The organism is Amycolatopsis sp. CA-126428, from assembly GCF_002904335.1.
Classification (GTDB): Bacteria; Actinomycetota; Actinomycetes; order Mycobacteriales; family Pseudonocardiaceae; genus Amycolatopsis.
Window position 1 is genome coordinate 84,449 of record NZ_PPHF01000187.1, and the last position, 22,835, is coordinate 107,283.

At 69.5% G+C, this 22,835-nt stretch carries 22 protein-coding genes; 16 read left to right on the plus strand and 6 right to left on the minus strand.

Features of this window, described 5'->3' with window-relative positions; translation table 11 throughout:
- Positions 1 to 84: 84 nt before the first annotated feature.
- From rho to prfA, 3 genes are all read left to right on the plus strand, one after another.
- Positions 85 to 2,106, plus strand: a complete 2,022-nt coding sequence (rho, locus tag C2L58_RS47750; protein WP_103344249.1) for a transcription termination factor Rho — start codon at positions 85 to 87, stop codon at positions 2,104 to 2,106.
- Between the two features lie 181 nt (positions 2,107 to 2,287).
- A complete protein-coding gene (gene rpmE / locus C2L58_RS47755) occupies positions 2,288 to 2,518 on the plus strand; it encodes a 50S ribosomal protein L31 (protein WP_086863515.1) in 231 nt (76 codons plus the stop codon).
- Positions 2,519 to 2,594: 76 nt separating this feature from the next.
- Positions 2,595 to 3,665: a peptide chain release factor 1 gene (gene prfA, locus C2L58_RS47760; RefSeq protein ID WP_103344250.1), complete on the plus strand. Its 1,071-nt coding sequence runs from the start codon at positions 2,595 to 2,597 to the stop codon at positions 3,663 to 3,665.
- Positions 3,666 to 3,815: 150 nt separating this feature from the next.
- Here the strand turns inward: prfA and C2L58_RS47765 are convergent, their stop codons facing one another.
- The 5 genes from C2L58_RS47765 to C2L58_RS47785 all read right to left on the minus strand — a co-directional run bounded on the left by C2L58_RS47765 (position 3,816) and on the right by C2L58_RS47785 (position 8,079).
- Positions 3,816 to 5,087 (minus strand): DUF2029 domain-containing protein, encoded by a 1,272-nt coding sequence (locus tag C2L58_RS47765; RefSeq protein WP_103344251.1) that lies wholly within the window; start codon positions 5,085 to 5,087, stop codon positions 3,816 to 3,818.
- 22 nt (positions 5,088 to 5,109) lie between these two features.
- Positions 5,110 to 6,375: a mannosyltransferase family protein gene (locus tag C2L58_RS47770; protein WP_103344252.1), complete on the minus strand. Its 1,266-nt coding sequence runs from the start codon at positions 6,373 to 6,375 to the stop codon at positions 5,110 to 5,112.
- Positions 6,368 to 6,799 carry a GtrA family protein gene (locus C2L58_RS47775; RefSeq protein WP_103344253.1) on the minus strand — a complete coding sequence of 144 codons (432 nt, stop codon included), beginning with the start codon at positions 6,797 to 6,799 and terminating at the stop codon, positions 6,368 to 6,370. Before C2L58_RS47775 ends, C2L58_RS47770 begins: the two co-directional genes overlap by 8 nt.
- A complete protein-coding gene (locus tag C2L58_RS47780) occupies positions 6,796 to 7,800 on the minus strand; it encodes a glycosyltransferase family 2 protein (protein WP_103344254.1) in 1,005 nt (334 codons plus the stop codon). The genes C2L58_RS47775 and C2L58_RS47780 overlap by 4 nt, the downstream gene beginning before the upstream one ends.
- A 120-nt stretch (positions 7,801 to 7,920) precedes the next feature.
- Positions 7,921 to 8,079 (minus strand): hypothetical protein, encoded by a 159-nt coding sequence (locus C2L58_RS47785; RefSeq protein WP_199191777.1) that lies wholly within the window; start codon positions 8,077 to 8,079, stop codon positions 7,921 to 7,923.
- A gap of 164 nt (positions 8,080 to 8,243) precedes the next feature.
- Here C2L58_RS47785 and prmC point away from each other — a divergent pair, with 164 nt between their 5' ends.
- On the plus strand, positions 8,244 to 9,110 hold the full coding sequence (gene prmC / locus C2L58_RS47790; RefSeq protein ID WP_091317424.1) for a peptide chain release factor N(5)-glutamine methyltransferase: 867 nt from the start codon (positions 8,244 to 8,246) through the stop codon (positions 9,108 to 9,110).
- A 328-nt stretch (positions 9,111 to 9,438) separates the two neighbouring features.
- Here the strand turns inward: prmC and C2L58_RS47795 are convergent, their stop codons facing one another.
- Complete coding sequence (locus C2L58_RS47795; protein ID WP_103344255.1) at positions 9,439 to 11,412, minus strand: M6 family metalloprotease domain-containing protein; 1,974 nt, start codon at positions 11,410 to 11,412, stop codon at positions 9,439 to 9,441.
- Positions 11,413 to 12,367: 955 nt separating this feature from the next.
- On the opposite strand from C2L58_RS47795, the gene C2L58_RS47800 reads away from it, so the two are divergent.
- The 12 genes from C2L58_RS47800 to C2L58_RS47855 all read left to right on the plus strand — a co-directional run bounded on the left by C2L58_RS47800 (position 12,368) and on the right by C2L58_RS47855 (position 22,824).
- On the plus strand, positions 12,368 to 13,018 hold the full coding sequence (locus tag C2L58_RS47800) for an L-threonylcarbamoyladenylate synthase (protein WP_013229531.1): 651 nt from the start codon (positions 12,368 to 12,370) through the stop codon (positions 13,016 to 13,018).
- A 74-nt stretch (positions 13,019 to 13,092) separates the two neighbouring features.
- Positions 13,093 to 14,250 carry a glycosyltransferase family 4 protein gene (locus tag C2L58_RS47805; RefSeq protein WP_103344256.1) on the plus strand — a complete coding sequence of 386 codons (1,158 nt, stop codon included), beginning with the start codon at positions 13,093 to 13,095 and terminating at the stop codon, positions 14,248 to 14,250.
- 47 nt (positions 14,251 to 14,297) lie between these two features.
- Positions 14,298 to 14,741, plus strand: a complete 444-nt coding sequence (locus tag C2L58_RS47810) for a hypothetical protein (protein WP_103344257.1) — start codon at positions 14,298 to 14,300, stop codon at positions 14,739 to 14,741.
- A gap of 510 nt (positions 14,742 to 15,251) precedes the next feature.
- The gene (gene atpB / locus C2L58_RS47815; RefSeq protein ID WP_103344258.1) at positions 15,252 to 16,052 is read left to right on the plus strand and encodes a F0F1 ATP synthase subunit A; all 801 of its coding nucleotides are present in this window, start codon (positions 15,252 to 15,254) and stop codon (positions 16,050 to 16,052) included.
- Positions 16,053 to 16,107: 55 nt separating this feature from the next.
- Positions 16,108 to 16,365, plus strand: coding sequence for an ATP F0F1 synthase subunit C (locus tag C2L58_RS47820; RefSeq protein WP_033261340.1), 258 nt, complete (start codon positions 16,108 to 16,110; stop codon positions 16,363 to 16,365).
- Between the two features lie 30 nt (positions 16,366 to 16,395).
- Positions 16,396 to 16,953, plus strand: a complete 558-nt coding sequence (locus C2L58_RS47825) for a F0F1 ATP synthase subunit B (RefSeq protein WP_103344259.1) — start codon at positions 16,396 to 16,398, stop codon at positions 16,951 to 16,953.
- A gap of 6 nt (positions 16,954 to 16,959) precedes the next feature.
- Positions 16,960 to 17,787 (plus strand): F0F1 ATP synthase subunit delta, encoded by an 828-nt coding sequence (locus C2L58_RS47830; protein WP_103344260.1) that lies wholly within the window; start codon positions 16,960 to 16,962, stop codon positions 17,785 to 17,787.
- 57 nt (positions 17,788 to 17,844) lie between these two features.
- A complete protein-coding gene (atpA, locus tag C2L58_RS47835; protein ID WP_103344261.1) occupies positions 17,845 to 19,485 on the plus strand; it encodes a F0F1 ATP synthase subunit alpha in 1,641 nt (546 codons plus the stop codon).
- 11 nt (positions 19,486 to 19,496) lie between these two features.
- Complete coding sequence (locus C2L58_RS47840; RefSeq protein WP_103344262.1) at positions 19,497 to 20,444, plus strand: F0F1 ATP synthase subunit gamma; 948 nt, start codon at positions 19,497 to 19,499, stop codon at positions 20,442 to 20,444.
- The gene (atpD, locus tag C2L58_RS47845; protein ID WP_103344263.1) at positions 20,444 to 21,871 is read left to right on the plus strand and encodes a F0F1 ATP synthase subunit beta; all 1,428 of its coding nucleotides are present in this window, start codon (positions 20,444 to 20,446) and stop codon (positions 21,869 to 21,871) included. The genes C2L58_RS47840 and atpD overlap by 1 nt, the downstream gene beginning before the upstream one ends.
- A gap of 127 nt (positions 21,872 to 21,998) precedes the next feature.
- Complete coding sequence (locus C2L58_RS47850) at positions 21,999 to 22,364, plus strand: F0F1 ATP synthase subunit epsilon (protein ID WP_003102658.1); 366 nt, start codon at positions 21,999 to 22,001, stop codon at positions 22,362 to 22,364.
- Between the two features lie 25 nt (positions 22,365 to 22,389).
- Positions 22,390 to 22,824: a DUF2550 domain-containing protein gene (locus C2L58_RS47855; protein ID WP_013229520.1), complete on the plus strand. Its 435-nt coding sequence runs from the start codon at positions 22,390 to 22,392 to the stop codon at positions 22,822 to 22,824.
- Positions 22,825 to 22,835 lie beyond the last annotated feature (11 nt).

Genomic DNA, 22,835 nt, shown 5'->3' on the forward strand with positions numbered 1-22,835 from the left:
GGGCAATTACGCCGGTTCGCGATCAGAAGCGAGCGGCAGTCCGCTGATCCGCCTGGAGGCGTGGATCGGTCAGGAAGGACATGTGTGAGCAACACCGATCTTTTGAGCGACGTGGGTAGCGACACGGCCGGTTCGAACGGCACGGCCCCCGCTCCCAAGCGGGCGGTCGGCGGGCTGACCGGTAAGACCGTCGCCGAACTGCGTTCGCTGGCTGGGGAGCTCGGCGTCGGCGAGACGACGGGCATGCGCAAGGGCGATCTGATCGCCGCGATCCGTGAGCGCCAGGGCAAGTCCCGCAAGCCGCGTGCGGCGGCCGAGACGTTGCCGCTGGAAGGCGTCGGCGAGCCGCCCAAGGCGGCCCCCAAGGCGAAGGCCGAGGCGCCCGCCGCTCCGGCGGAGACCAAGCCGGAGCCGAAGGCCGAGGCGCCCGCGTCCGCGCCGTCGGACGCCCCGCCGCAGGCCGAGCGCCCGCAGCAGGACCGGCAGGACACCCCGCAGGACGGCCAGTCCGAGGAGGGTGGCCGCAGCCGCCGTCGCCGCGGGTCCAACCGGGCCGCCGGATCGCCCGACACCCAGCAGGGTCAGGGTGGCGATCGCCAGCCGGGCCAGGGCGACCGTCAGCAGGGCGGTGACCGCCAGCAGGGTCAGGGCGGCGACCGCCAGCAGGGCGACCGCAACCGCGACCAGCAGCGCCAGGGCGGTGGCAACCGCGGCGACAACCGCAACGACAACCGCGGGGACAACCGCCAGGACGGCAACCGCGGGGACGGCCGTCAGGACGGCAACCGCCAGCGCAACAACCAGCAGGACGGCAACCGCGGCGGCCAGGACAACCGCAACCAGCAGCCGGACGACGACGAGGAAGGCGGCCGTCGCGGCCGTCGCTTCCGCGATCGCCGTCGCCGGGGCAGCGGTGGCGGCCAGCGCGAGGGCGGTTCGCCGGACACCGAGATCCGCGACGACGACGTCCTGCTGCCCGTGGCGGGCATCCTGGACGTGCTCGACAACTACGCGTTCGTGCGGACCTCCGGCTACCTCGCCGGCCCGAACGACGTGTACGTCTCGCTGTCGCTGGTCCGCAAGTACGGTCTGCGCCGCGGTGACGCCATCACCGGCGTCGTGCGGCAGCCGCGTGACGGCGAGCAGCAGCGGCAGAAGTTCAACCCGCTGGTGCGCGTCGACTCGATCAACGGCCTGGAGCCGGACGAGGCCAAGCGCCGCCCCGACTTCACCAAGCTGACCCCGCTGTACCCGAACGAGCGGCTGCGCCTCGAGACCGAGTCGCACAAGCTCACCACCCGCGTGATCGACCTGATCATGCCGGTCGGCAAGGGGCAGCGCGCCCTGATCGTGTCGCCGCCGAAGGCCGGTAAGACCACGATCATGCAGGACATCGCGAACGCGATCTCCACGAACAACCCCGAGTGCCACCTGATGGTCGTCCTGGTCGACGAGCGTCCGGAAGAGGTCACCGACATGCAGCGCTCGGTGAAGGGCGAGGTCATCGCCTCGACCTTCGACCGGCCGCCGGCCGACCACACCTCGGTCGCGGAGCTGTCGATCGAGCGGGCCAAGCGCCTGGTCGAGATGGGCCACGACGTCGTCGTGCTGCTCGACTCGATCACCCGCCTGGGCCGGGCCTACAACCTGGCGGCTCCGGCGTCCGGCCGGATCCTGTCCGGTGGTGTCGACTCGACCGCTCTCTACCCGCCGAAGCGGTTCCTCGGCGCGGCGCGCAACATCGAGAACGGCGGCTCGCTGACCATCTTCGCCACGGCGATGGTCGAGACCGGCTCGACGATGGACACGGTCATCTTCGAAGAGTTCAAGGGCACCGGTAACGCGGAGCTCAAGCTCGACCGGAAGATCGCCGAGCGCCGGGTGTTCCCGGCCGTCGACGTCAACCCGTCCGGTACCCGCAAGGACGAGCTGCTGCTGAACCCGGACGAGCTCGCCGTGACCGTGAAGCTGAGCCGGGTGCTGCACGCGCTCGACTCGCAGCAGGCCATCGACCTGCTGATCTCGCGGCTGCGCAAGACGAAGACGAACACCGAGTTCCTGATGCAGGTGTCGAAGACCGCCCTCGGTGGCGGCGAAGACGACTGAGTCCCGGCCTGCGGAAGGGCCTTCCCGGCGTGCCCGGGGGCCCTTCCGCGCCGGGAATAGCTGGTCAGCGGGGTACGTTCCAGTACCCGTCAGCCCGTCTGGCAGAATTAACCGCTGAAGTCCGGCGCCGGTTCACCCCGTGGGAACGACTGGGGACCCGGAGCCAACGAGAGAGGACACCATGAAGAGCGGCATTCACCCCGAGTACGTAGTCACCGAAGTGAACTGCGACTGCGGCAACAGCTTCACCACGCGCAGCACCAAGACCAGCGGCAACATCCACGTCGAGATCTGCTCGAACTGCCACCCGTTCTACACGGGCAAGCAGAAGATCATGGACACCGGTGGCCGGGTCGCGCGCTTCGAGGCTCGCTACGGCAAGCGGCAGAAGAAGGACGCCGACGCCAAGTAGCTTTTTCCACGGCGCCCACCCGCACGCGCGGGTGGGCGCCGTTTCTCGTCTTGACCCGGGCTGAGAGGTGGCAGAGGTGGATTCGAGCTCGCTCAAGGGGCTGCTCGCCGAACACGCGGAGCTGGAGGCCCAGCTCGCGGACCCGGCGGTGCACGCCGACCAAGGGCGCGCCCGCAAGCTCGGCCGCCGCTACGCCGAGCTGTCGCCGGTGGTGCGGGCCGTCCACGAGCTGGACACCGTCCGAGACGACCTAGCGGCCGCGCGGGAGATGGCTTCCGAGGACGCGGAGTTCGCCGCCGAGGCCGAGGTGCTGGCCGCGCGGATCCCCGACCTCGAGTCGAAGCTCACCGAACTGCTCCTCCCGCGCGACCCGTACGACGGCTCCGACGTCGTGATGGAGATCAAGTCCGGCGAGGGCGGCGAGGAGTCGGCCCTGTTCGCCGGCGACCTCCTGCGCATGTACCTGCGCTACGCCGAGCGCCACGGCTGGAAGGCGGAGGTCCTCGACTCGGTGGACTCCGACCTGGGCGGCTTCAAGGACGTGACGCTGTCGATCAAGACCAAGGCCGCCGCCGTGGACGGGGTGTGGTCCCGCCTGAAGTTCGAGGGCGGCGTCCATCGCGTCCAGCGCGTGCCGGCGACCGAGTCGCAGGGCCGCATCCACACCTCGGCGTCCGGCGTGCTGATCTACCCGGAGCCGGAGGAGGTCGAGGTCGAGATCGACCCGAACGACCTGCGCATCGACGTGTTCCGGTCGTCGGGCCCGGGCGGCCAGAGCGTCAACACGACCGACTCGGCGGTCCGGATCACCCACCTGCCGACGGGCATCGTGGTGTCCTGCCAGAACGAGAAGTCCCAGATCCAGAACCGCGCCCGGGCGCTGCAGGTGCTCCAGGCCCGCCTGCAGGCGGTCGCGGAGGAGGAGGCGGCGGCGAAGGCGTCCGACGCCCGCCGTTCGCAGGTCCGCACGGTGGACCGCTCGGAGCGCGTCCGGACGTACAACTTCCCGGAGAACCGCATTTCCGACCACCGGGTGAACTACAAGGCGTACAACCTGGACCAGGTCCTCGACGGCGAACTGGACGGCGTGCTGGACGCCCTGGCGACCGCGGACCGCGAAGAGCGCCTGGCGGCCCAGTCGGGCTAGCCCGTGTCGACCTCCTGATCACACGTGTCGGCTTCTGGATCACGCGAGCCGACCCTTCGGACACGAGCTGGACCTTCTGGTTCGTGCCCCGAGAGTCGACACACGTGATCAGATGGTCGACACGCGTGTTTGAAGGGTCGACACACGGCCCTACCGGGGGAGTGGCTCGCGGTGCCGGCGGAAGTCCCAGACGGCGTACCGGACCAGCAGGATCAGCGCCGCCAGTTCCAGCGCCGCGAGGATGCGGAAGTCCACCGGCTCGCCGCCCTCCTTCGCGAAGAAGATGTTCGGCAGGTAGCACATGAGCGAACAGAACTCGACGACGATCGGGATGTACCACAGCTGCCGCGGCAGGTAGAACGCCAGGACGAGCGTCAGGACGTCGGCGAGGTAGAAGTAGCGCTCGTGCATCGACGGCAGGACGAAGGGCACGAGGATCGCCGAGATCGCCCCGATCACCAGGATCCGGGTGTCGGTCAGCTCCACCCGGCTGAGCACCACCAGCAGGCAGAGCGTGAAGATCAGCAACGCGGTCAGCAGGACCGCCGCGGTCTTCATCGTTTCCATGCCGTGCTCGCCGCGGAAGAACTGCCAGATGTTGGGCGCGCTGAGGGTCAGCTGCGGGTAGATGCTCGTCTGGTTGAGGTAGACCGTCAGCAGCTTCGCCGGTGACGCGCCGGCCAGCAGCGCGGGGACGTCCAGCGCGAGGTAGACGGCCGGGATCGCCACCAGGGCCCGCCACGGCACGCGGCCGAGCAGCACCATCACAAGCAGCAGCGGGAACAGGAAGATCGCCTGCAGCTTGAACGCCAGCGCGAGGCCGAAGAAGACACAGGCCCACCAGGGCCGCTTCCGCAGCAGGAAGTAGACGGCGCCGAGGGAGAACGCGGTGTAGATCGCGTCGCCCTGGGCCCACATGGCGCTGTTGATCACGACGGTCGGCAGCATGAACACGGTGAACGCGGCCGCGGCCGCGATCCAGCGCGACGGGTGCTTCAGCGCCACGATGCGGTACACGAAGAACGCCGTGATCACGTCGAACAGGACCGAGAAGGCCTTGATCCCGGCGAGCGGGGAGGGCACCGGCAGGTGGGGCAGCAGCACCATGAAGTACCGGTAGGGCGCGTTCAGGTCGGAGAACTCGTACTTGAGCGCGTTGATCCCGCCCTGGTCGACGACGAAGTCGTACCACCGCCGGTAGAAGGCGGTGTAGTCCGCGGTCTCGTACCGGAACAGGGCCAGCCGGACGCCGAAGGCCAGCAGGACCAGCAGGGCGGCGAGCACGACCACGTAGACCCGGCGGGTCCGCTCGGACGGCCCAGCAGCGGCCGGCCGGTCGGCGACCGCGGATATTTCGACGGTCTGTTCGGCCGCCGATGGTGCGTGCTCGGTTTCCTGTCGCAGCGAACCGGACAAGCTCATTTCCCGCCCCCTTCGGCTGGGCTCAACCGGACCAGAAACCGGTGATGAAGCGCAGGTAGATCATTCCGCAGACCAGCGCGTTCGCGTACAGGACCACGTGCACCGCGCCGCGCAGCTTCGGGCGGCGCTCGCCGAACAGGACCAGCGCCACGTACATCACCAGGCACGGCAGCAGGTAGCGGTGCACCGACACCACGTTGTTGTTCATCGTCAGCATCACGATCGACGCGAACCCGAACAGCGCCAGCGGGACACCGTCGGCGCGCAGCGCCACCAGGACGTACACCGAGGACGCGAACAGCAGCGCCAGGCCGATCATCGGCAGCACGTGGCTCATCAGCGTCCACGCGTCCATCGGGGTGTCCCCGAGCAGCGCGTGGCCGGTGATCTTGGCTTCGCGCCAGAGCGTTCCGAGGATGTTCGGGTTGAACTGGTGGTACGACCACTCCCGCACGCCCTTGAGCGCGTTAAAGCTGGCGAAGAAGTCCCCGGTCTGGATCTTCATGGCGACGAGCACGCCGCCGAGGCCGAGGAACGCCGCCGGGAACCACAGCACGTTCGCCGACAGGAGGCCGCGCGGCTTCCAGTCCTTCGACCGCCAGAACTCCAGGAAGCACAGGCCGACGAACACCGCCGCCGTGATGCGGGAGGCCGTCAGCGGGATGAGCGTCAGGCCCATCCAGAGCCATTGGCGGCGCAGCGCGAACAGGTAGGCCCAGAAGCCCAGCGCGCAGAACACCGCCTCGCTGTAGAACGAGTGCAGGAAGAACGCGGCGGGCGCGGTGAGGAACGCCGCGACGACCAGCCACGGGGCCCGCTCGCCGTCGAAGAAGTGGCGGCCGATCTTCAGCAGCGCCACCGCGGCCAGCCAGGTGGCCACCAGGTTGACCAGGAAGCCGGCGGCGAGCAGGCCGAGCGTGCCGAAGCTGACCGTCTGCACCAGCCAGACCAGGAGCGGGAACACCGGATAGAACGCCCGCGTCGGGGCGTAGCTGCCGGTGTAGGCGTGCACGGCGATTTCGCCGTAGTTGCCGGCGTCCCAGCGGTAGGTGTGCGCCAGGAGGCTCATCGTCGAGCCGATGCCGGTCTTCGGGATGCCCTCGTCGACCGGGCTGGACGGCGCGAACAGGTACGCCACCGCGAGCAGCACCACGTTCCAGGCCAGCACCACGGCGAAGACGCGGGCGTAGTCGCCGTTCAGCCAGGCCCAGCGACCGGCGGCGGCCGGTTCCGCACGTTCCGGCTCGACCTCGTCGGCGAGCCGGGACGGGACGGCCGTCCTAGTCATGCGTGACCTCGGCGACCGGCGGCTCGGCCGCCGCGGGCCGCTGCCGGAAGACGACCTTGTTGTAGAGCACGTAGTTCCAGACCAGGCCGACCGCGATCCCGGCGAACTTCGGGATCAGCAGGTTCACCCCGGGGAACGCCGCGGTGACGGCGAAGATGATCGCCGCCTGCACCACCCACAGCCCGAACGCGGTGACACCGAAGAACAGCAGCGCCTGGCGGCGGACGTCGCCGTCCTTGGCGCGGAAGGTGAAGTTCCGGTTCAGGGTGAAGCTGAGCAGCATGCCCGTGGTCGTCGAGGCGAAGTTCGCCACGAACAGCGGGACACCCAGCGTCACCAGCAGCGCGTAGCCGAGGGCGTCGACGAGGGTGTTGCCCACGCCGACCAGCCCGAAGCGCAGCTGGGTCGCCGAAATCAGCTTCACCGGGCGCTTCTTCCCGCTTCGGCGCCCTCGCGGGCCTCGACCGGCACCCCCGGGCCGGTGCGCACCGACGCGACGCCGTAGAGCGGCCGGTTCTGCACCTGCGAGTACGTGCGGCCGATGTAGCTGCCGAGCACGCCGAGCATGATGATCTGGATGCCGCCGAGGAAGAACATCGCGATCCCGAGGAAGGCCCAGCCGGGCACCGCGGTCTGCGGGGCGAACAGCTTGACGCCGCCGACGTAGAGGACCCCGACGAAGCTCAGGAACGAGATCAGGTACCCCATGCGCGTGATCATCCGCAGCGGCGTCACCGAGAAGCCGAGGATGCCGTCGGCGGCGAAGCGCAGCATCTTGCGCAGCGGGTAGCCCGTGACGCCGGCGTGCCGCTTGTCGCGGTCGAACAGCACGGCCGTCTGCTTGAAGCCGATGTAGCTGACCAGCCCGCGCAGGAAGCGGTCGCGCTCGCGGTACTTGCGCAGCTCGTCGACCACCTTGCGGTCGATCAGCCGGAAGTCGCCGGTGTTCTTCGGGATGTCGACGGCGGCCATCTTCCGCAGGAACCAGTAGAACCCGCCGGCGGTCAGCTTCTTGAACGCCGAGTCCTGCCGCGAGCGCCGCTGCGCGTAGACGACGTCGAAGCCCTCTTCCCACTTCTCGATCAGCTCGAGCGCCACCCGCGGCGGGTCCTGCATGTCGCTGTCCATGATGACGACGGCGTCCGCGTCGACCAGGTCCAGCCCGGCGGTGACGGCCATCTGGTGGCCGAAGTTGCGGGACAGCTCGACCACGGTGACCCGATCGTCGCGGGCGCTGAGCTCGGTGAGCTTGGCCAGCGAGCCGTCCCGGCTGCCGTCGTCGACGTAGAGGAAGCTGAAGTCGTACTTCCCGGCGAGGGGGGCGGTCACCTCGTCCACGGTCCGGTGCAGCAGGTCGATGTTCTCTTCCTCGTTGTAGATCGGGAAGATGAACGCCACCCGGCGGGTGATCGGCTCTGTGGGCACTGCGGGGCTCCCCGGAGTTTCGGTGTCGAAGGTGCGGGCGGCGCCGTCGAGCAGGCGATTCCCCCGTCCTGGTGCCCTGCATCCTAGAAGATCCGGCAGGACGCGATCCCGGGACCCGGGTCAGCCCACCGCGGCGGCCGGGGAGCGGAAGCAGCCGCGGCCGGTGCGGAACAGGCCGGCGAGCAGGTCGAGGGTGGCGCCGGTCCGCCGGCCCCGGCGGCCGAAGTCCGCGCCGACCTCGGCGAACTCCGGCTCGTTCCGGCCGGTCGAGCGGGGCAACCTGCCGGGCCGGCGCGAACGGCTCCCGCGGCGGCACGATCGGCACGGTACTTGTCGGCCAAACCCCGGGGGTGCCTCGATACGCTGGTCGGGTAGGACCGGCGCGTGTCCTCACGGGGGAGTTCCGCCTGGTGTGCCAGGCTCGACGAGGTGAAGGACGACGAGTGAATCGGCAGCCGCTGCGCCTGGCCATCATCGAGGCCACCCGGATCCTCGAGCGCGCGGGCGTCGCCTCGCCGCGCTTCGACGCCGAGGTGATCGCCGCGCACGTGCTCGGGGTCGAACGCGGCCGGCTGCCGATGGTGCCGCTGGTCGACCCGCCGGTCATCGAGGCCATCGGCCAGCTCGTCCAGCAGCGCGCCAAGCGCATCCCCCTCCAGTACCTGACCGGCTGGGCCGCGCTCGGCGACATCACGGTGGCGGTCGGCGCCGGGGTGTTCGTCCCCCGGCCGGAGACCGAGCTGCTCCTCGAGTGGGGCGTCAAGTTCCTGCAGGGCCGCGAGTTCCCGGTGGTGGTGGACCTGTGCACGGGCTCCGGCGCGCTGGCGCTGGCGGTGGCCAACGCGCGCCCGGACGCGGTGGTCTACGCGGTGGACATCGACCCGCAGGCGCTGGCCTGGGCCCGCCACAACGCCGACGTGCACGCCGACGCGGGCAACACCCCGATCCGGTTGTATTCGGGCGACATCGGCGACCCGACGATGTTCGCCGAGCTCGACGGCCTGGTCGACCTGGTGCTGTGCAACCCGCCGTACGTCCCGGAGGGCACCCCGGTGCCCCCGGAGGTCGCGGAGCACGACCCGCCGCGCGCGGTGTTCGCGGAGGAGAGCGGCCTGGCGGTGATCCGCCACGCGATCGCGGCGGGCGCAAGGCTGCTGCGCCCGGGCGGCGGCTTGGCGATCGAGCACGACGACACGCACGGTTCGGCGGTCCCGGCCCTGGTCCGGGCGCGCCGGGTGCTGACCGGGGTCGAGGACCATGCGGACCTGACGGGCCGGGCGCGGTTCGTTACTGCCCGCCGGCTGGGCTGAGGGAGCGGCGCCGGGACGCTGGCTGGGTCGAGCGGGCGGCGCCCGGGCCGTGGTGGCGTCGAGGAACCGCTGCTGGAGGCTGTGACGGGTCGCGGCTCACCACCGCACCCAGCGCTGTTCGACCAGCCCGCAGCGCAGGCAAACCTGGCCCGCCGCCCGGGGGCGCCCCCGTCTTCCACGCTACCGATGACCACCGACAGTTTCGGGCGTATCTCGTGCCGGCAGCCGGAGTTGTCCACAGTTCGCGCCGGCAGCCGGAGTTGTCCACAAGCAGGCGAGCAGAAGGGGGGCCGCCCGAACCGGCGCGGCCCCCCAACCAGAAGCCGGGCTAGAAGCCGAACGCCGTGCAGCTCGCCGTCGCGGTCTTCGACGGGTCGCTCACCGATGTCGCCGTCAGCTTCACCCTCGCCGCCAAGTCGCCGCCCTGGCCGCGCTTCGCGTACGCCGGCACCTTCACGTGCCCGCCGAACTTCGCCGTGGCCAGCTCGTTCGGGAGGCGGACCTCCCAGCCCCGGGCGTCCGTCGACACGCTCAAGCGGTACGTGTCCGTGTCGTACGGTGCCTTCGCACCCCGGGCCGAGCCCGTGTTCAGCAGGCCGAACTCGCAGGTCGCCAGGCCTCCCCGGGCGAAGGCCGGGAGGGCCGGGGTCAGTGCCGCCCCGCGCGCCTGGCCGCCCGAGCCGTCCAGCGAAGCCACCGTCACCGTGTACGACAGGATCCCCTGGCGGTCGCGGGCCACGTCGGTGATCAGGAACCGCAGGCGGTTCGCCTCGTCGGTGTACTCGTACGGGCTCGCCGCTTCGGTGCCCGCCTTGAACAGGGCGTCGTTGAGCTGCCGGTAGTCACCGATGGTGATCTTCACCGGCGTCCCGTCCGGCTTCGTGTAGTCGGTGATGCCGATGTCACGCGGGTTGGCGTCGATCACCCAGTCGAACGGGGCGTTGTCCTGGTTCTTCGTCTTCGTGATCAGCACACCCGAGTCGGGCGCGAAGGAGTCCGAGCCCATCCGGTCGACGACCTCGACGGTGTAGTTGTCGTAGCCGCCCCCGTCACAGAACGGGTCCTTCGACCGGTCGCACTTGGGCGCCTTGTCCCCGCCGGTGAGCGTGATGTTCAGGCCGGTGAACGCCCCGGGCTGCGCCTCGGCCTCGCGCGCCGTCAACCGCGCCGACACCGGCCCCGAAGTGGCCAGCTCGGCGCGGTCCAGCCGCAATACGTCGGCGGGGTCGACGATGCCGAGCTTCAGCTTGTTGCGCAGCTGGTGCTGGGCTCCCATCGAGCTGCCCTGCGTCGCCGGGATCTGCCACCGCGTGTGCGGGCCGCCGGGGCCGTTGAACGTGCCGCGCGACAGCATGTCCCACGGGCCGCTGTAGCTGCGCGAAGGCGGGACGCCGAACGGGTTGTTGTAGTTGTCGCCGATGCCCAGGATGTGGCTGAACTCGTGGGCGTAGGTCGACTGACCGGAGCTTTCGGCCTGCACCGAGCTGCCGTCCTGGGCGTTCGGCCAGATGCTGGCGGCCGACGCCCACGACGTCCACGGCACGTACCGGGTGGCCGCGTAGTTCGGCAGGTCGTGGTTCGGCGGGCCGAAGCTGTCGGGCACGTTCTCCTTCGTCCCGAACTTCATCTCGCCGAACTCCTGCCAGGTCGAGCTCTCGTCCTGGCCGGCGGAGAGGTAGAAGACGAAGTCGAACTGCTTCGCGGCGTCGCCGACGTCGGCGCGCCAGGCGTCCCCGGCGTCCTTGCGCAGGTCACGGGCGCAGTTCGCGCCGGGCGGGCACGCGCTCGGCTGGAACTCCATGCCGTACTCGAACGACTTCCCGGGCATCCGGTACGGCCCGAAGGCGGTCAGCTGCACGCCGAACCGGCCGCCGGAGTCCTCCATCCAGTACTCGTTGATCGTGTGGCCGTTGTTCAGGGCCTCGGGCTTGTTGAGGAAGTCCTGGTAGTGCTTCGCGACGTTCGCCCGCGGGATGTTCGCCGCCGTCGGCGCGGGGTTGCCGAACACGGTCGAGTTGGCGGGACGCGTGACGACGAAGTCCTGGTCCGGGTAGTCGGCGAGCACGACGGCGCCCTTGAAGGTGCGCTGGGTCGGCTTGAGGTTCGGGTCGGCCCAGTTCGTGCCGGGCACCTTGCGGTAGTCGGACCAGGTCATGTGGTCCTGGTTCTCCCAGTGCGCGGCATCGATCGGGGCGGGCCAGCCCCGGGTGAGCGGTTCGGCCGCGGCGGTACCGGTGCCGAGCCCGGTGAGGACGGCGACCGCGGCGAGCAGGGCGAGTGCTTTCGGGGTTCTGGGGCGCATGTGCGGCTCCTTCACTGGGAACCCACGGGTGGTGGTTCCCGAAGATCGACCGTATTGAGCCGCACTGTCTTGGTTCCGCCCTGCGGCGAGGTTTACCCGCTTGCCCCACGACGAAAGTCTGGCCGGTCAGCCCGGCGACGGGCATGGCACCGGCGGCGGCGCGGGACTGTGCCGAGCGTTGTGGACAACTCCGGCCGCGGGCACCGGGAACGCCCGAAACTGTCGGTGGTCGCCGGTAGCGTGGAAGACGGGGGGCGCCCCCAAGGCACCGGGCTGCACGTACCTGCGCCGGGCCGGGCCGACCAAGCCGGCCAGCCGAGCGATCAGCCAAGCCGGCCTGCCGAGCGATCAGCCAAGCCGGACTGTCGAGCGACCAGCCGAGCCGGCCAGCCGAGCGATCAGCCAAGCCGGCCAGCCGAGCTGAGCCGACCTGCCGAGCCGACCAAGCAGCCGAGCCGAGCAGTTGGGCCGCGCCCCACGGCGCTGGATTGTGCCGAGCGTTGTGAACAACTCCGGCTGCGCGCACCAGGACCGCCCGAAACTGTCGGTGCTCGCCGGTAGCGTGGTAAGCGGGGGGCGCCCCCAAGGCGCCGGCCTGCATGCACCCGCGCCGGGCCGCCAAACCGGCCAGCCGAGCTGAGCCGAGCCAGCCGACCGACCGACCGACCAGCCGAGCCGAGCAGCTGAGCCGACCAGCCGAGCAGCTGGCCGAGCCGAGCAGCGAGCTAACCGGCCAGCCGAGCTGAGCAGCGAGCCAACCGGCCAGCCGAGCTGAGCCGAGCCCAACCGGGACAGACCGGGACCGGCCGGGACCGCAAACCCACCCAGGAACAGCCCACCCCGCACTCACCCGACCACGACCAACCCACCGCCGACCGGCACCGCTCCTCCACCCACCCCAGCCGGTGTGACGCGGCGAACGCCCCCGCGACCGGCCGGACTACCCTTGGCCCCCATGAGCGTGGTCTACGACTGCAGCAAGCGGGAGACCCGGGCCGACGGGCTGGCCGCGGCGGCCGGGGCGGTGCGGTCGAGCAGGCTGGTCGTCCTGCCGACCGACACGGTCTACGGCATCGGTGCCGACGCCTTCGACGCCGGCGCGGTCCAAGCGCTGCTGCGTGCCAAGAACCGCGGCCCGGACATGCCGGTCGGCGTGCTCGTCGGGTCCTGGTCCACTGTGGACGGGCTGGTGCTCGGGGTGCCGCCGCAGGCGCGGGCGCTCATCGAAGCCTTCTGGCCCGGCGATCTGTCCATCGTGCTGCCGCACGCGCCGAGTCTGCAGTGGAACCTCGGTGACGCCCGCGGCACCGTGATGCTGCGGATGCCGCTGCACCCGGTGGCGCTCGAGCTGCTGCGCGACGTCGGCCCGATGGCCGTCTCGAGTGCGAACGTCTCCGGGCGGCCGCCCGCCAGCACCGCGCAGGAAGCCCAGGAACAGCTCGGCGATTCGGTCGCGGTGTACCTCGACGGCGGGTCGAGCGGGGAGGCCGTCGCCTCGAGCATCGTGGACCTCACCGGCACCGAGCCGGTCGTGCTGCGCGAGGGCGCGGTGGGCAAGGAGGCCATCGCGGAGGTGCTCGGTGTCCCCGCGGAATCGTTGGCGTGAAGCCGGATCAAGGGGCCCGAAGCGGCACGATAGCGTGTCGCGGGTGACCCCGACCCCGCGAGCGTGACGTCCCCGTGCCGCCCACATCCGGTCTCCTCCCCATCCGGGAATACATCCTCGTCGCGCTGACCGCGACGGCCGTGACCTACCTGCTCACCGGCGTCGTCCGCCGGATCGCCATCCGCGTCGGCGCGATCGCCAACCCCCGTGCCCGTGACGTGCACGTCGCCCCCATCCCGCGGATGGGCGGGATCGGCATCTTCCTCGGCGTCGCCGGCGCGATGGGCTTGGCCCACCAGCTGCCCGCGCTGTCGCACGGCTTCGACGCCTCCTTCGACTCGGTCGGCGTGCTGCTGGCGGCCGGTGTGATTTCCCTGATCGGCGCGCTCGACGACCGGTTCGAGCTGGACGCCTGGACGAAGCTGGCCGGCCAGGTCATGTGCGCCGGGATCCTGGTCATCTTCGGCGTGCAGTGGGTGTCGTTCTGGGTGCCGTGGGGCGGCACCGGTGCCTCGTTCGGCTCGGTCCTGGTGCTCGACAAGAACCAGGGCGCGCTGCTCACCGTCGTGATGGTCGTGGTGATGGTCAACGCGATGAACTTCGTCGACGGCCTCGACGGGCTGGCCGGCGGCCTCGGGTTCATCGCGGCCGCCGCCACCTGCGCGTTCTCTCTCGGCCTGCTCGACAGCTCCGGCGGCGACGTCGGCACCTACCCGCCCGCGCTGATCGCGGCCACGCTCGCCGGCGCGTGCCTGGGCTTCCTGCCGTACAACTTCCAGCCCGCGAAGATCTTCATGGGCGATTCCGGCTCGATGATGATCGGCCTGATGCTCGCGGGCGCGACGACGTCGGCGTCCGGGCGGGTGCCGTACCCGCAGTTCAGCGGCAAGGACGCGATCGCGCTGCTGTCGCCGCTGGTGGTCGTGGCGGCGGTGCTGTTCGTGCCGATGCTGGACCTGATCATGGCGGTCATCCGGCGCACCCGCCGCGGCGAAAGCCCGTTCGCCGCCGACAAGATGCACCTGCACCACCGCCTGCTGGAGATCGGTCACTCCCAGCGCCGCGCGGTCCTGCTGATCTACTTGTGGGCCGGGATCCTCGCCTTCGGCGCGGTGTCCGTGACGCTGTTCGACGACGCCGCGGCGCTGTGGATCATCGGCGTCGGGCTGGTGTTCGCGGTGGTGGTCTCGGTCGTCCCGCGGCTGCGCTCGCGCAACCAGCCGGGGACCTGACCGGCGGGAGTCTCTACACTCGGGGGCAACCGAGCAGGGAGCCAGGTGTGAGCGAAGCCGAAACGCACGAGCAGGAGAACCCGCACGCCAAGGTGGTGCTGCAGGCGGCCCGCGCGATGACGAAGGCCTCGCTGCTGGTGACCCCGCCCGCGGTGCTGGTGTGCATCGCGTTGTTCAGCATCCTCAACGGCCTGCCCGGCTTCCTGGGCTCGCTCGTCGGCGGCGTGCTCGCCATGCTGGCGTCGTTGTCCACCCTGGGCATGATGAGGTTCAGCGCGGGCCAGGACCCGATGTTCGTCATGGTCATCGCGCTCGGCGGGTACGTCGTGAAGGTGGTCCTGCTCTTCGGGGCGCTGACGCTGCTGAAGGGCGTCACCGCGTTGCACCCGATGTCGCTCGGCATCACGATGATCGTGGCCATCCTCCTCGCCGCGGCGGCCGAGTTCGCCGCCTTCCGCAAGACGAAGATCCCGACGATCATCCCGTCCTGACGCCGTTACTCTTCGTGCCCTCATCTGCGGCCGCCCGAGTGTGACCGGCGCCACAAAGGTGCGCTTTCGTGCGGACTGCGGACGGTGACCGGGACCCCTCGCCTGCGGTGATCCGGACCGGGTCCCGGCCCGCACCGGACCTGGGTCCCGGGACGACCCGGGACCTAAGTCCTGGGCTGATCGGTTGGTTAGGAGTACGCCTGTCCGGCACTGATTGACCTGCTGGTATGGTCCGCGTCAAGGGTGGTGGCCTCGACCGCGCACTCCCTCAGACGAACCGCGATCAGCAGAGTGGCGACCGTGTAGTTCCGCCGTCCGGCCGCTGGTCCGAAGTAGACCGCAGGGCAGTGTTCACGCGAGACAACCCCGTGTGCAGAACGTGAAGACGTGTTCATCGCACAGTGGGGCAGCCGCCTCCGACGTCCCGATACGTATCGGGTACGTTAAGTCCAGATCGTGACGATTCCCCCGGCGGAGTGAACGCCGGCCGGGAGAACCGGAAGGAGCCCAGTGGGCGCGCTGGTACTGACCGAGGGTGAGACATTCAAGCCCCCCGGTGTGGCGGACTTCAACCTGCCGCCTCTCTTCGGCTCCGGGTACTGGGGCAGCTTCACCAAGCCGATGCTGCTCGTGGTGATCTCCGTGATCATCATCATCGCCTACTTCGTGCTGGCGTCCCGGAAGCTGAAGGTCGTCCCCGGCAAGTCGCAGTTCGTCGCCGAATCCATCTACGACTTCAGCCGCAACAACATCGCCAGGGAACAGATCGGCTCGAAGGACTTCAAGCCGTTCATCCCGCTGGTCCTCGCGCTGTTCACCTTCGTACTGGTGAACAACCTGTTCGGGATCATCCCGTTCTTCCAGTTCCCGACGATGGCGCGGATCGGTTTCCCGCTCGCGCTCTCGGTGCTGGTCGTCTACCCGGTGTACCACTACGTCGGCTTCAAGCGCCACGGCTTCAAGGGTTACCTGAAGAAGGAGCTCGCGCCGGCCGGAGTGCCGGGCTTCGTGCTGCCGCTGTTTTCGACGATCGAGTTCGCGCAGAAGTTCTTCATCGCGCCGGCCACGCTCGCCATCCGAGTGTTCGCCGCGATGTTCGCCGGTCACCTCATCATCATGGTGTTCACCCTCGGCGGCACTTTCCTGCTGACCGAGACCGACGGGATCGGGCTGAAGCTCGTCTCGCCGGTGGCGTTCGCCTTCGCGATCCTGATGACTTTCCTCGAGGCCTTCATCCAGGTGCTGCAGGCCTTCATCTTCGCCCTGCTGTCGGCCGGGTACATCGGCGCCGCGCTGGCGTCGGAGCACTGAGAACACAAGCCCCCGATCCGCGCGAGCGCGTGGACCGAAGTGAAGGGAAATGCACGTGAGCAACATCGTTCTGGCCCAGGCCGCGGAGCAGGCCGCCAACATCAACCCCGGCCTCGCCGCCATCGGTTACGGCCTGGGCGCGATCGGCCCGGGCATCGGTGTGGGTCTGATCTTCGCCGCCGTCATCAACGGCACCGCGCGTCAGCCTGAGGCGCAGGGCAAGCTCCAGGGCATCGGCTTCTCGACCTTCGTGCTGACCGAGGTGCTGGCCCTGATCGGTATCGTCATCTACTTCATCGCCTCCGCTGCCTGAGTTCGTCAGCTCATCGCTTAAGGAGACGTCGTGCTGAAGACTGAATTGGTGTTGGCCGCCGAAGAGGCGCCCAACCCGATCATCCCGCACATTCCCGAGGTCATTCTCGGGATCGTCGCCTTCGTGATCCTGCTGCTCGTTCTGAAGAAGTACGTCGTCCCTCGCTTCGAGGCCGCGTACGAAGAGCGTGCGCAGAAGATCGAGGGAGGCATCGAGAAGGCCGAGCGGGCCCAGGCCGAGGCCGAAGAGGCGCTGGCCAAGTACAAGGCCCAGCTGGCCGAGGCGCGGTCCGAAGCCGCGAAGATCCGCGACGACGCCCGGCTCGAAGCCGAGCAGATCAAGGCGGAGCTGCGGGCCGACGCGGAAGCCGAGTCCCAGCGCATCGTCGCCCAGGGGCAGGCCCAGCTGCAGGCCCAGAAGGCGCAGATCATCGCGGAGCTGCGGGCCGACATGGGCCGCAACGCCGTCGAGCTGGCCAGCCGGATCGTCGGCGAGTCGCTCGAGGACGAGGTGCGCCGCCGCGGCACCGTCGACCGGTTCCTGGCGGAGCTGGAGACCGCGGGTGCCTCCAACGGAGCGGGGAAGTAACCAGAGATGACGCTGCATGCTGCGAGCCGTGAAGCGCTCGGCCTCGCCGAGGAACGCCTCGGCGAGGTTCTGGCCGACGCCGACGCCACAGTGTCGTCCTCGGTCGGCGACGAGCTGCTCTCGGTCGTCGACCTGCTGGACCGGGAGATCGGCCTGCGCCGGGCGGTGAGCGACGCCTCGGCGACGCCGGAGGCGCGCACCGCGCTGGTGCGCCGGCTGTTCGACGGCAAGCTGTCCGAACCGGCTCTCAAGGTCCTCGACGCCGTGGCGGGCAGCCGCTGGTCCAGCCCCCGTGAGCTGACCGACGGGCTGGAGTCGCTCGGTCGCTCGGCCCTGCTCACCTCGGCGGAGAAGACCGGGAACGTCGACACCGTCGAGTCCCAGCTCTTCCAGGTCGCGCGGGTCGTGGCCAACCACCCCGAGCTCGAGGCGGCGCTGTCGGACCTGAACGGTTCCGCCGAGGCGAAGCGCGCGCTCGTGCGCGGGCTGTTCGCCGACAAGGTGGACGTGGTCACCGAGACCCTCGTCGAGCAGGTCGTGCGCCGGGCCAAGGGCCGCGGCGTCGGCGTCGGGCTCGACAAGCTGGTCGAGCTGGCCGCGGAGCGGCGCCGGCGCTCGGTCGCCTACGTGACCAGCGCAAGTGCCCTGTCCGACGAGCAGACCGCCCAGCTGGGCGCGAAGCTCAACGACATCTACGGGCGGCAGATCGCGCTGCACGTCGAGGTCGACCCCCGGCTCGGCGGCGGGCTCGTCGTCCGCGTCGGCGACGAGGTCATCGACGGGAGCGCGGCGGGACAGCTCGCGGCGTTGCGCAGGCGGCTGGCCCGGGCATAGCCCCAGGTCACACAAGACTTTGCATACTGGCAAGAACGAAGCGAGAGCGGGAAAGACATGGCCGAGCTGACGATCTCCTCGGATGAGATCCGTAGCGCGATCGAGAACTACGTCTCGAGTTACGCCCCGGACGTGAGCCGGGAAGAAGTTGGCGTCGTGATCGACGCGGGTGACGGCATCGCCCACGTCGAAGGCCTTCCCTCGGCCATGGCCAACGAGCTGCTCGAGTTCCCCGGCGGCGTCCTGGGCGTCGCCCTGAACCTGGACGCGCGCTCCATCGGTGCCGCGATCCTCGGTGACTTCGAAAGCATCGAAGAGGGCCAGCAGGTCAAGCGCACCGGGCAGGTCCTGTCGGTACCGGTCGGCGACGGCTACCTCGGCCGCGTCGTCAACCCGCTGGGCCAGGCGATCGACGGCCTCGGCGAGATCGAGACCACCGACCGCCGCGCGCTGGAGCTGAAGGCCGCCTCGGTGGTCGAGCGCCAGCCGGTGTCGGAGCCGCTGCAGACCGGCATCACCGCCATCGACGCGATGACGCCGATCGGGCGCGGCCAGCGCCAGCTGATCATCGGTGACCGCAAGACGGGCAAGACCGCCGTCGCCGTGGACACGATCATCAACCAGAAGGCCAACTGGGAGACCGGCGACCCGAAGAAGCAGGTTCGCTGCATCTACGTCGCCGTCGGCCAGAAGGGCTCGACGATCGCCGCGGTCAAGAAGTCCCTCGAGGACTCCGGCGCGATGGAGTACACCACCATCGTCGCGGCCCCGGCTTCGGACTCCGCCGGCTTCAAGTGGATCGCGCCGTACACCGGCTCGGCCATCGGCCAGCACTGGATGTACGAGGGCAAGCACGTCCTCATCGTGTTCGACGACCTGACCAAGCAGGCCGACGCCTACCGCGCGATCTCGCTGCTGCTGCGCCGCCCGCCGGGCCGCGAGGCGTTCCCCGGCGACGTCTTCTACTTGCACTCCCGCCTGCTGGAGCGCTGCGCGAAGCTGTCGGACGAGCTGGGCGCCGGCTCGCTGACCGGTCTCCCGATCATCGAGACCAAGGCGAACGACGTGTCGGCCTACATCCCGACCAACGTCATCTCGATCACCGACGGCCAGTGCTTCTTCCAGTCGGACCTGTTCAACGCCGGCCAGCGCCCGGCCATCGACGTGGGCATCTCGGTGTCCCGCGTGGGTGGTGCCGCGCAGGTCAAGGCGATGAAGTCGGTCTCCGGCTCGCTCCGGATCGACCTGTCGCAGTACCGCGAGCTGGAGGCCTTCGCGGCCTTCGCCTCGGACCTCGACGACGCGTCGAAGGCGCAGCTCGAGCGCGGCGCCCGCCTGTACGAGGTGCTCAAGCAGCCCCAGTACTCGCCGATCCCGGTCGAGGAGCAGGTCTGCACGGTGTGGCTGGGCACGAACGGCCACTACGACTCGGTCCCGACCGAGGACGTCCGCCGCTTCAACCAGGAGTTCCTCGACTCGCTCCGCCGCAAGCACGCCGAGATCCTCGACGCGATCCGCGAGAGCGGCAAGTTCGAGGACGAGACCGCCGACAAGCTGGTCGCCGCGGTGAACGAGTTCAAGAAGGAGTTCACCACGTCCGAGGGCAAGTCCCTGGTCGAGGCGGACGCCGACGCGATGGACGCCGACAAGGTCGGGCACGAGACCGTCAAGGTCAACAAGCCCGCCCCGAAGAAGTGAGCTGATAGCTCATGGCCGCACAACTCCGGGAACTCCGGTCGCGCATCAAGGCGACCAAGTCGATCGGCAAGATCACCAAGGCGATGGAGCTCATCGCCACCGCGCGCATCACCAAGGCGCGGGCGAAGGTCGCCGCCTCCCGGCCGTACGCGGACGAGATCACCAAGGTGCTCTCGGCGCTGGCCGGTGCGGCGGCCAACCTCGACCACCCGATGCTGGTCGAGCGCCCGAACCCGAAGCGGGCCGCTGTCCTGGTCGTGACCAGTGACAAGGGCCAGTGCGGTGGCTACAACTCCAACGTGCTGCGCGCGACCGAAGAGCTGCTCGCCCTCCTGCGTTCGGAGGGCAAGGAGCCCCAGGTCTACGTCACGGGCAACAAGGGCCTGAACTACTACCGGTTCCGCAACCGCCCGGTCGAGGACAGCTGGACGGGCTTCTCCGACCAGCCGACCTACGCCGGCGCGGTGGCGGCCGGTGAGACCCTGGTCGAGTCGTTCATGGCCGGTGTCGACGACGAGCACGGCAACACCGACGGTGTCACGGGTGTCGACGAGATCCACATCGTCTACACCGAGTTCGTGTCGATGCTGACCCAGCGGCCGGTCGCCAAGCGCGTCGCGCCGCTCGAGGTCGAGTACACCGACGGCGAGGAGGAGCAGCAGCCGAAGCCGGGCGAGCTGCTCCCCAGCTACGAGTTCGAGCCGAGTGCCGACACGCTGCTGGACGCTCTGCTGCCGAAGTACATCAACACGCGGCTCTACGCGGCCTTCCTCGAGTCGGCGGCGTCCGAGCTGGCCGCCCGCCGGACGGCGATGAAGGCCGCCTCGGACAACGCGAACGACCTGGTGGGCAACCTGACGCGGGAGATGAACCAGGCCCGCCAGGCGCAGATCACCCAGGAGATCTCCGAAATCGTCGGTGGCGCGAACGCGCTCACCGCAGCAGGAAGTGATGATTGATGACCAGTACTGAAGCCCCGCGCGCCAAGGGGCGCATCGTGTCGGTGACCGGTCCGGTCGTCGACGTCGAGTTCCCGCGCGGTTCCGTCCCCGAGCAGTTCAACGCCCTCAAGGTCGAGATCGAGTTCGAGCAGCTCCGCAAGACGGTGACGCTCGAGGTCGCCTCCCACCTGGGTGACAACCTCGTCCGCACCATCTCCCTGCAGCCGCAGGACGGCCTGGTGCGCGGCGCCGAGGTCACCGACACCGGCGGCCCGATCACGGTCCCGGTCGGCGACAAGGTCAAGGGCCACGTCTACAACGCCCTCGGCGAGTGCCTCGACGAGCCCGGCTACGGCGATGACCTCGAGCGCTGGGGCATCCACCGCAACGCGCCGTCCTTCGACCAGCTCGAGGGCAAGACCGAGATGCTGGAGACCGGCCTCAAGGTCGTCGACCTGCTCACCCCGTACGTCCAGGGCGGCAAGATCGGCCTGTTCGGCGGGGCTGGCGTCGGCAAGACGGTGCTCATCAAGGAGATGATCACCCGCGTCGCCCGGAACTTCGGCGGTACCTCGGTGTTCGCCGGCGTCGGCGAGCGCACCCGTGAGGGCAACGACCTCTTCCTGGAGATGTCCGAGGACGGCGTCATCAACGACACCGCCCTCATCTTCGGCCAGATGGACGAGCCGCCGGGCACCCGCATGCGGGTCGCGCTGTCCGCGCTGACCATGGCGGAGTACTTCCGCGACGTCCAGAACCAGGACGTGCTGCTGTTCATCGACAACATCTTCCGGTTCACCCAGGCCGGCTCGGAGGTGTCGACCCTGCTGGGCCGCATGCCGTCGGCCGTGGGTTACCAGCCGACGCTGGCCGACGAGATGGGGCAGCTGCAGGAGCGGATCACCTCGACCCGGGGTCGCTCGATCACCTCGATGCAGGCGATCTACGTCCCCGCGGACGACTACACCGACCCGGCCCCGGCCGCGACGTTCGCCCACCTGGACGCCACCACCGAGCTCTCCCGGTCGGTGTTCCAGAAGGGCATCTTCCCGGCGGTGGACCCGCTGGCGTCGACGTCGACGATCCTCGACCCGGCCATCGTCGGTGAGGACCACTACCGCGTCGCCTCCGAGGTCATCCGGATCCTGCAGAAGTACAAGGAACTGCAGGACATCATCGCGATCCTCGGTATGGACGAGCTGTCGGAAGAGGACAAGCTGACCGTTCAGCGCGCGCGCCGCATCGAGCGGTTCCTGTCGCAGAACATGCTGGTCGCCGAGGCGTTCACGCAGATCCCGGGCTCGACGGTGCCGCTGTCGGAGACCATCGAGTCGTTCGACCGCATCACCAAGGGTGACTTCGACCACTACCCGGAGCAGGCGTTCCTGGGTATCGGTGGCCTCGAGGACCTCGAGAAGAAGTACAAGGAAATCACCAAGAAGTGATGCGTCAGCAGACGCAGTCGAGGGCGGCGGGGGCAGTGTCCTATGTGGACTCAAGCCCCCGCCGTTCTCATACCAGGAGACAGACCTATTACACTCGGTGGTAACACCCCGAGCGAAGGAGTGCTACGTGGCTGAGATGTCCGTGGAGCTGGTGGCCGTCGAGCGCCGTCTCTGGTCGGGTACTGCCACTTTCGTGGTGGCCCAGACCACCGAGGGCGAGATCGGCATCATGGCCGGTCACGAACCCGTGCTCGGGCAGCTGGTCGAGGGTGGCGTGGTCAAGGTGACGACCACCGACGGCGAGACGGTCTGCGCGGCCGTCCACGGCGGGTTCCTCTCCGTGACCGGTACCGGGGTGAGCATCCTCGCCGAGAGCGCCGAGCTCTCGGACGAGATCGACGTCGAGGCAGCCAAGGCGGCCCTGACCGGGGACGACGAAACCGAGCGGGCGAGGGCTTCGGCCCAGCTCCGCGCAGCGGGTCAGTCGGCCTGAGCGCGAGACGGGCAGGAGCCGGGCCGTGAAGATCACCGTGGTCGTAGCAGGGCTCCTGATCGTGCTCGCGGTGCTGGCCGCCTGGTACGGCCAGCGGTGGATCCGGATGCGCCGCGGTGGTGGCGTGAGCGTCGCGCTGCGGTGGCGTCCGGACAACCCGCGGTCCAGCTGGCACCTGGGGCTCGGCCGCTACGAGGGCGACGAGTTCGTCTGGTACCGGGTGTGGAGCCTGCGCACCGGCGCGGACCGCGTCTTCCAGCGCGAAAGCATGCAGATCGCCGACCGCCGGGACCCGTCCGGCACCGAGGCCTACGCCGTTCCCGAGGGCTCGACGGTCCTGCGCTGCGAGTCGGAGACCCAGGAGGCGATCGAGATCGCCATGGGCCCGGGTGCGCTGACGGGCTTCCTTTCGTGGCTCGAGTCCGCCCCGCCCGGGCGGCGCCTTCCGCGCGCCTCGTAGCGGGCTTACCG

Excerpts from the sequence above, each read along its gene's own strand:
- rpmE (WP_086863515.1), top strand. The coding sequence starts at position 2,288 with ATGAAGAGCGGCATTCACCCCGAGTACGTAGTCACCGAAGTGAACTGC.
- C2L58_RS47765 (WP_103344251.1), bottom strand. The coding sequence starts at position 5,087 with ATGAGCTTGTCCGGTTCGCTGCGACAGGAAACCGAGCACGCACCATCG.
- C2L58_RS47770 (WP_103344252.1), bottom strand. The coding sequence starts at position 6,375 with ATGACTAGGACGGCCGTCCCGTCCCGGCTCGCCGACGAGGTCGAGCCG.
- C2L58_RS47795 (WP_103344255.1), bottom strand. The coding sequence starts at position 11,412 with ATGCGCCCCAGAACCCCGAAAGCACTCGCCCTGCTCGCCGCGGTCGCC.
- C2L58_RS47800 (WP_013229531.1), top strand. The coding sequence starts at position 12,368 with ATGAGCGTGGTCTACGACTGCAGCAAGCGGGAGACCCGGGCCGACGGG.
- C2L58_RS47830 (WP_103344260.1), top strand. The coding sequence starts at position 16,960 with ATGACGCTGCATGCTGCGAGCCGTGAAGCGCTCGGCCTCGCCGAGGAA.
- atpA (WP_103344261.1), top strand. The coding sequence starts at position 17,845 with ATGGCCGAGCTGACGATCTCCTCGGATGAGATCCGTAGCGCGATCGAG.
- C2L58_RS47840 (WP_103344262.1), top strand. The coding sequence starts at position 19,497 with ATGGCCGCACAACTCCGGGAACTCCGGTCGCGCATCAAGGCGACCAAG.
- atpD (WP_103344263.1), top strand. The coding sequence starts at position 20,444 with ATGACCAGTACTGAAGCCCCGCGCGCCAAGGGGCGCATCGTGTCGGTG.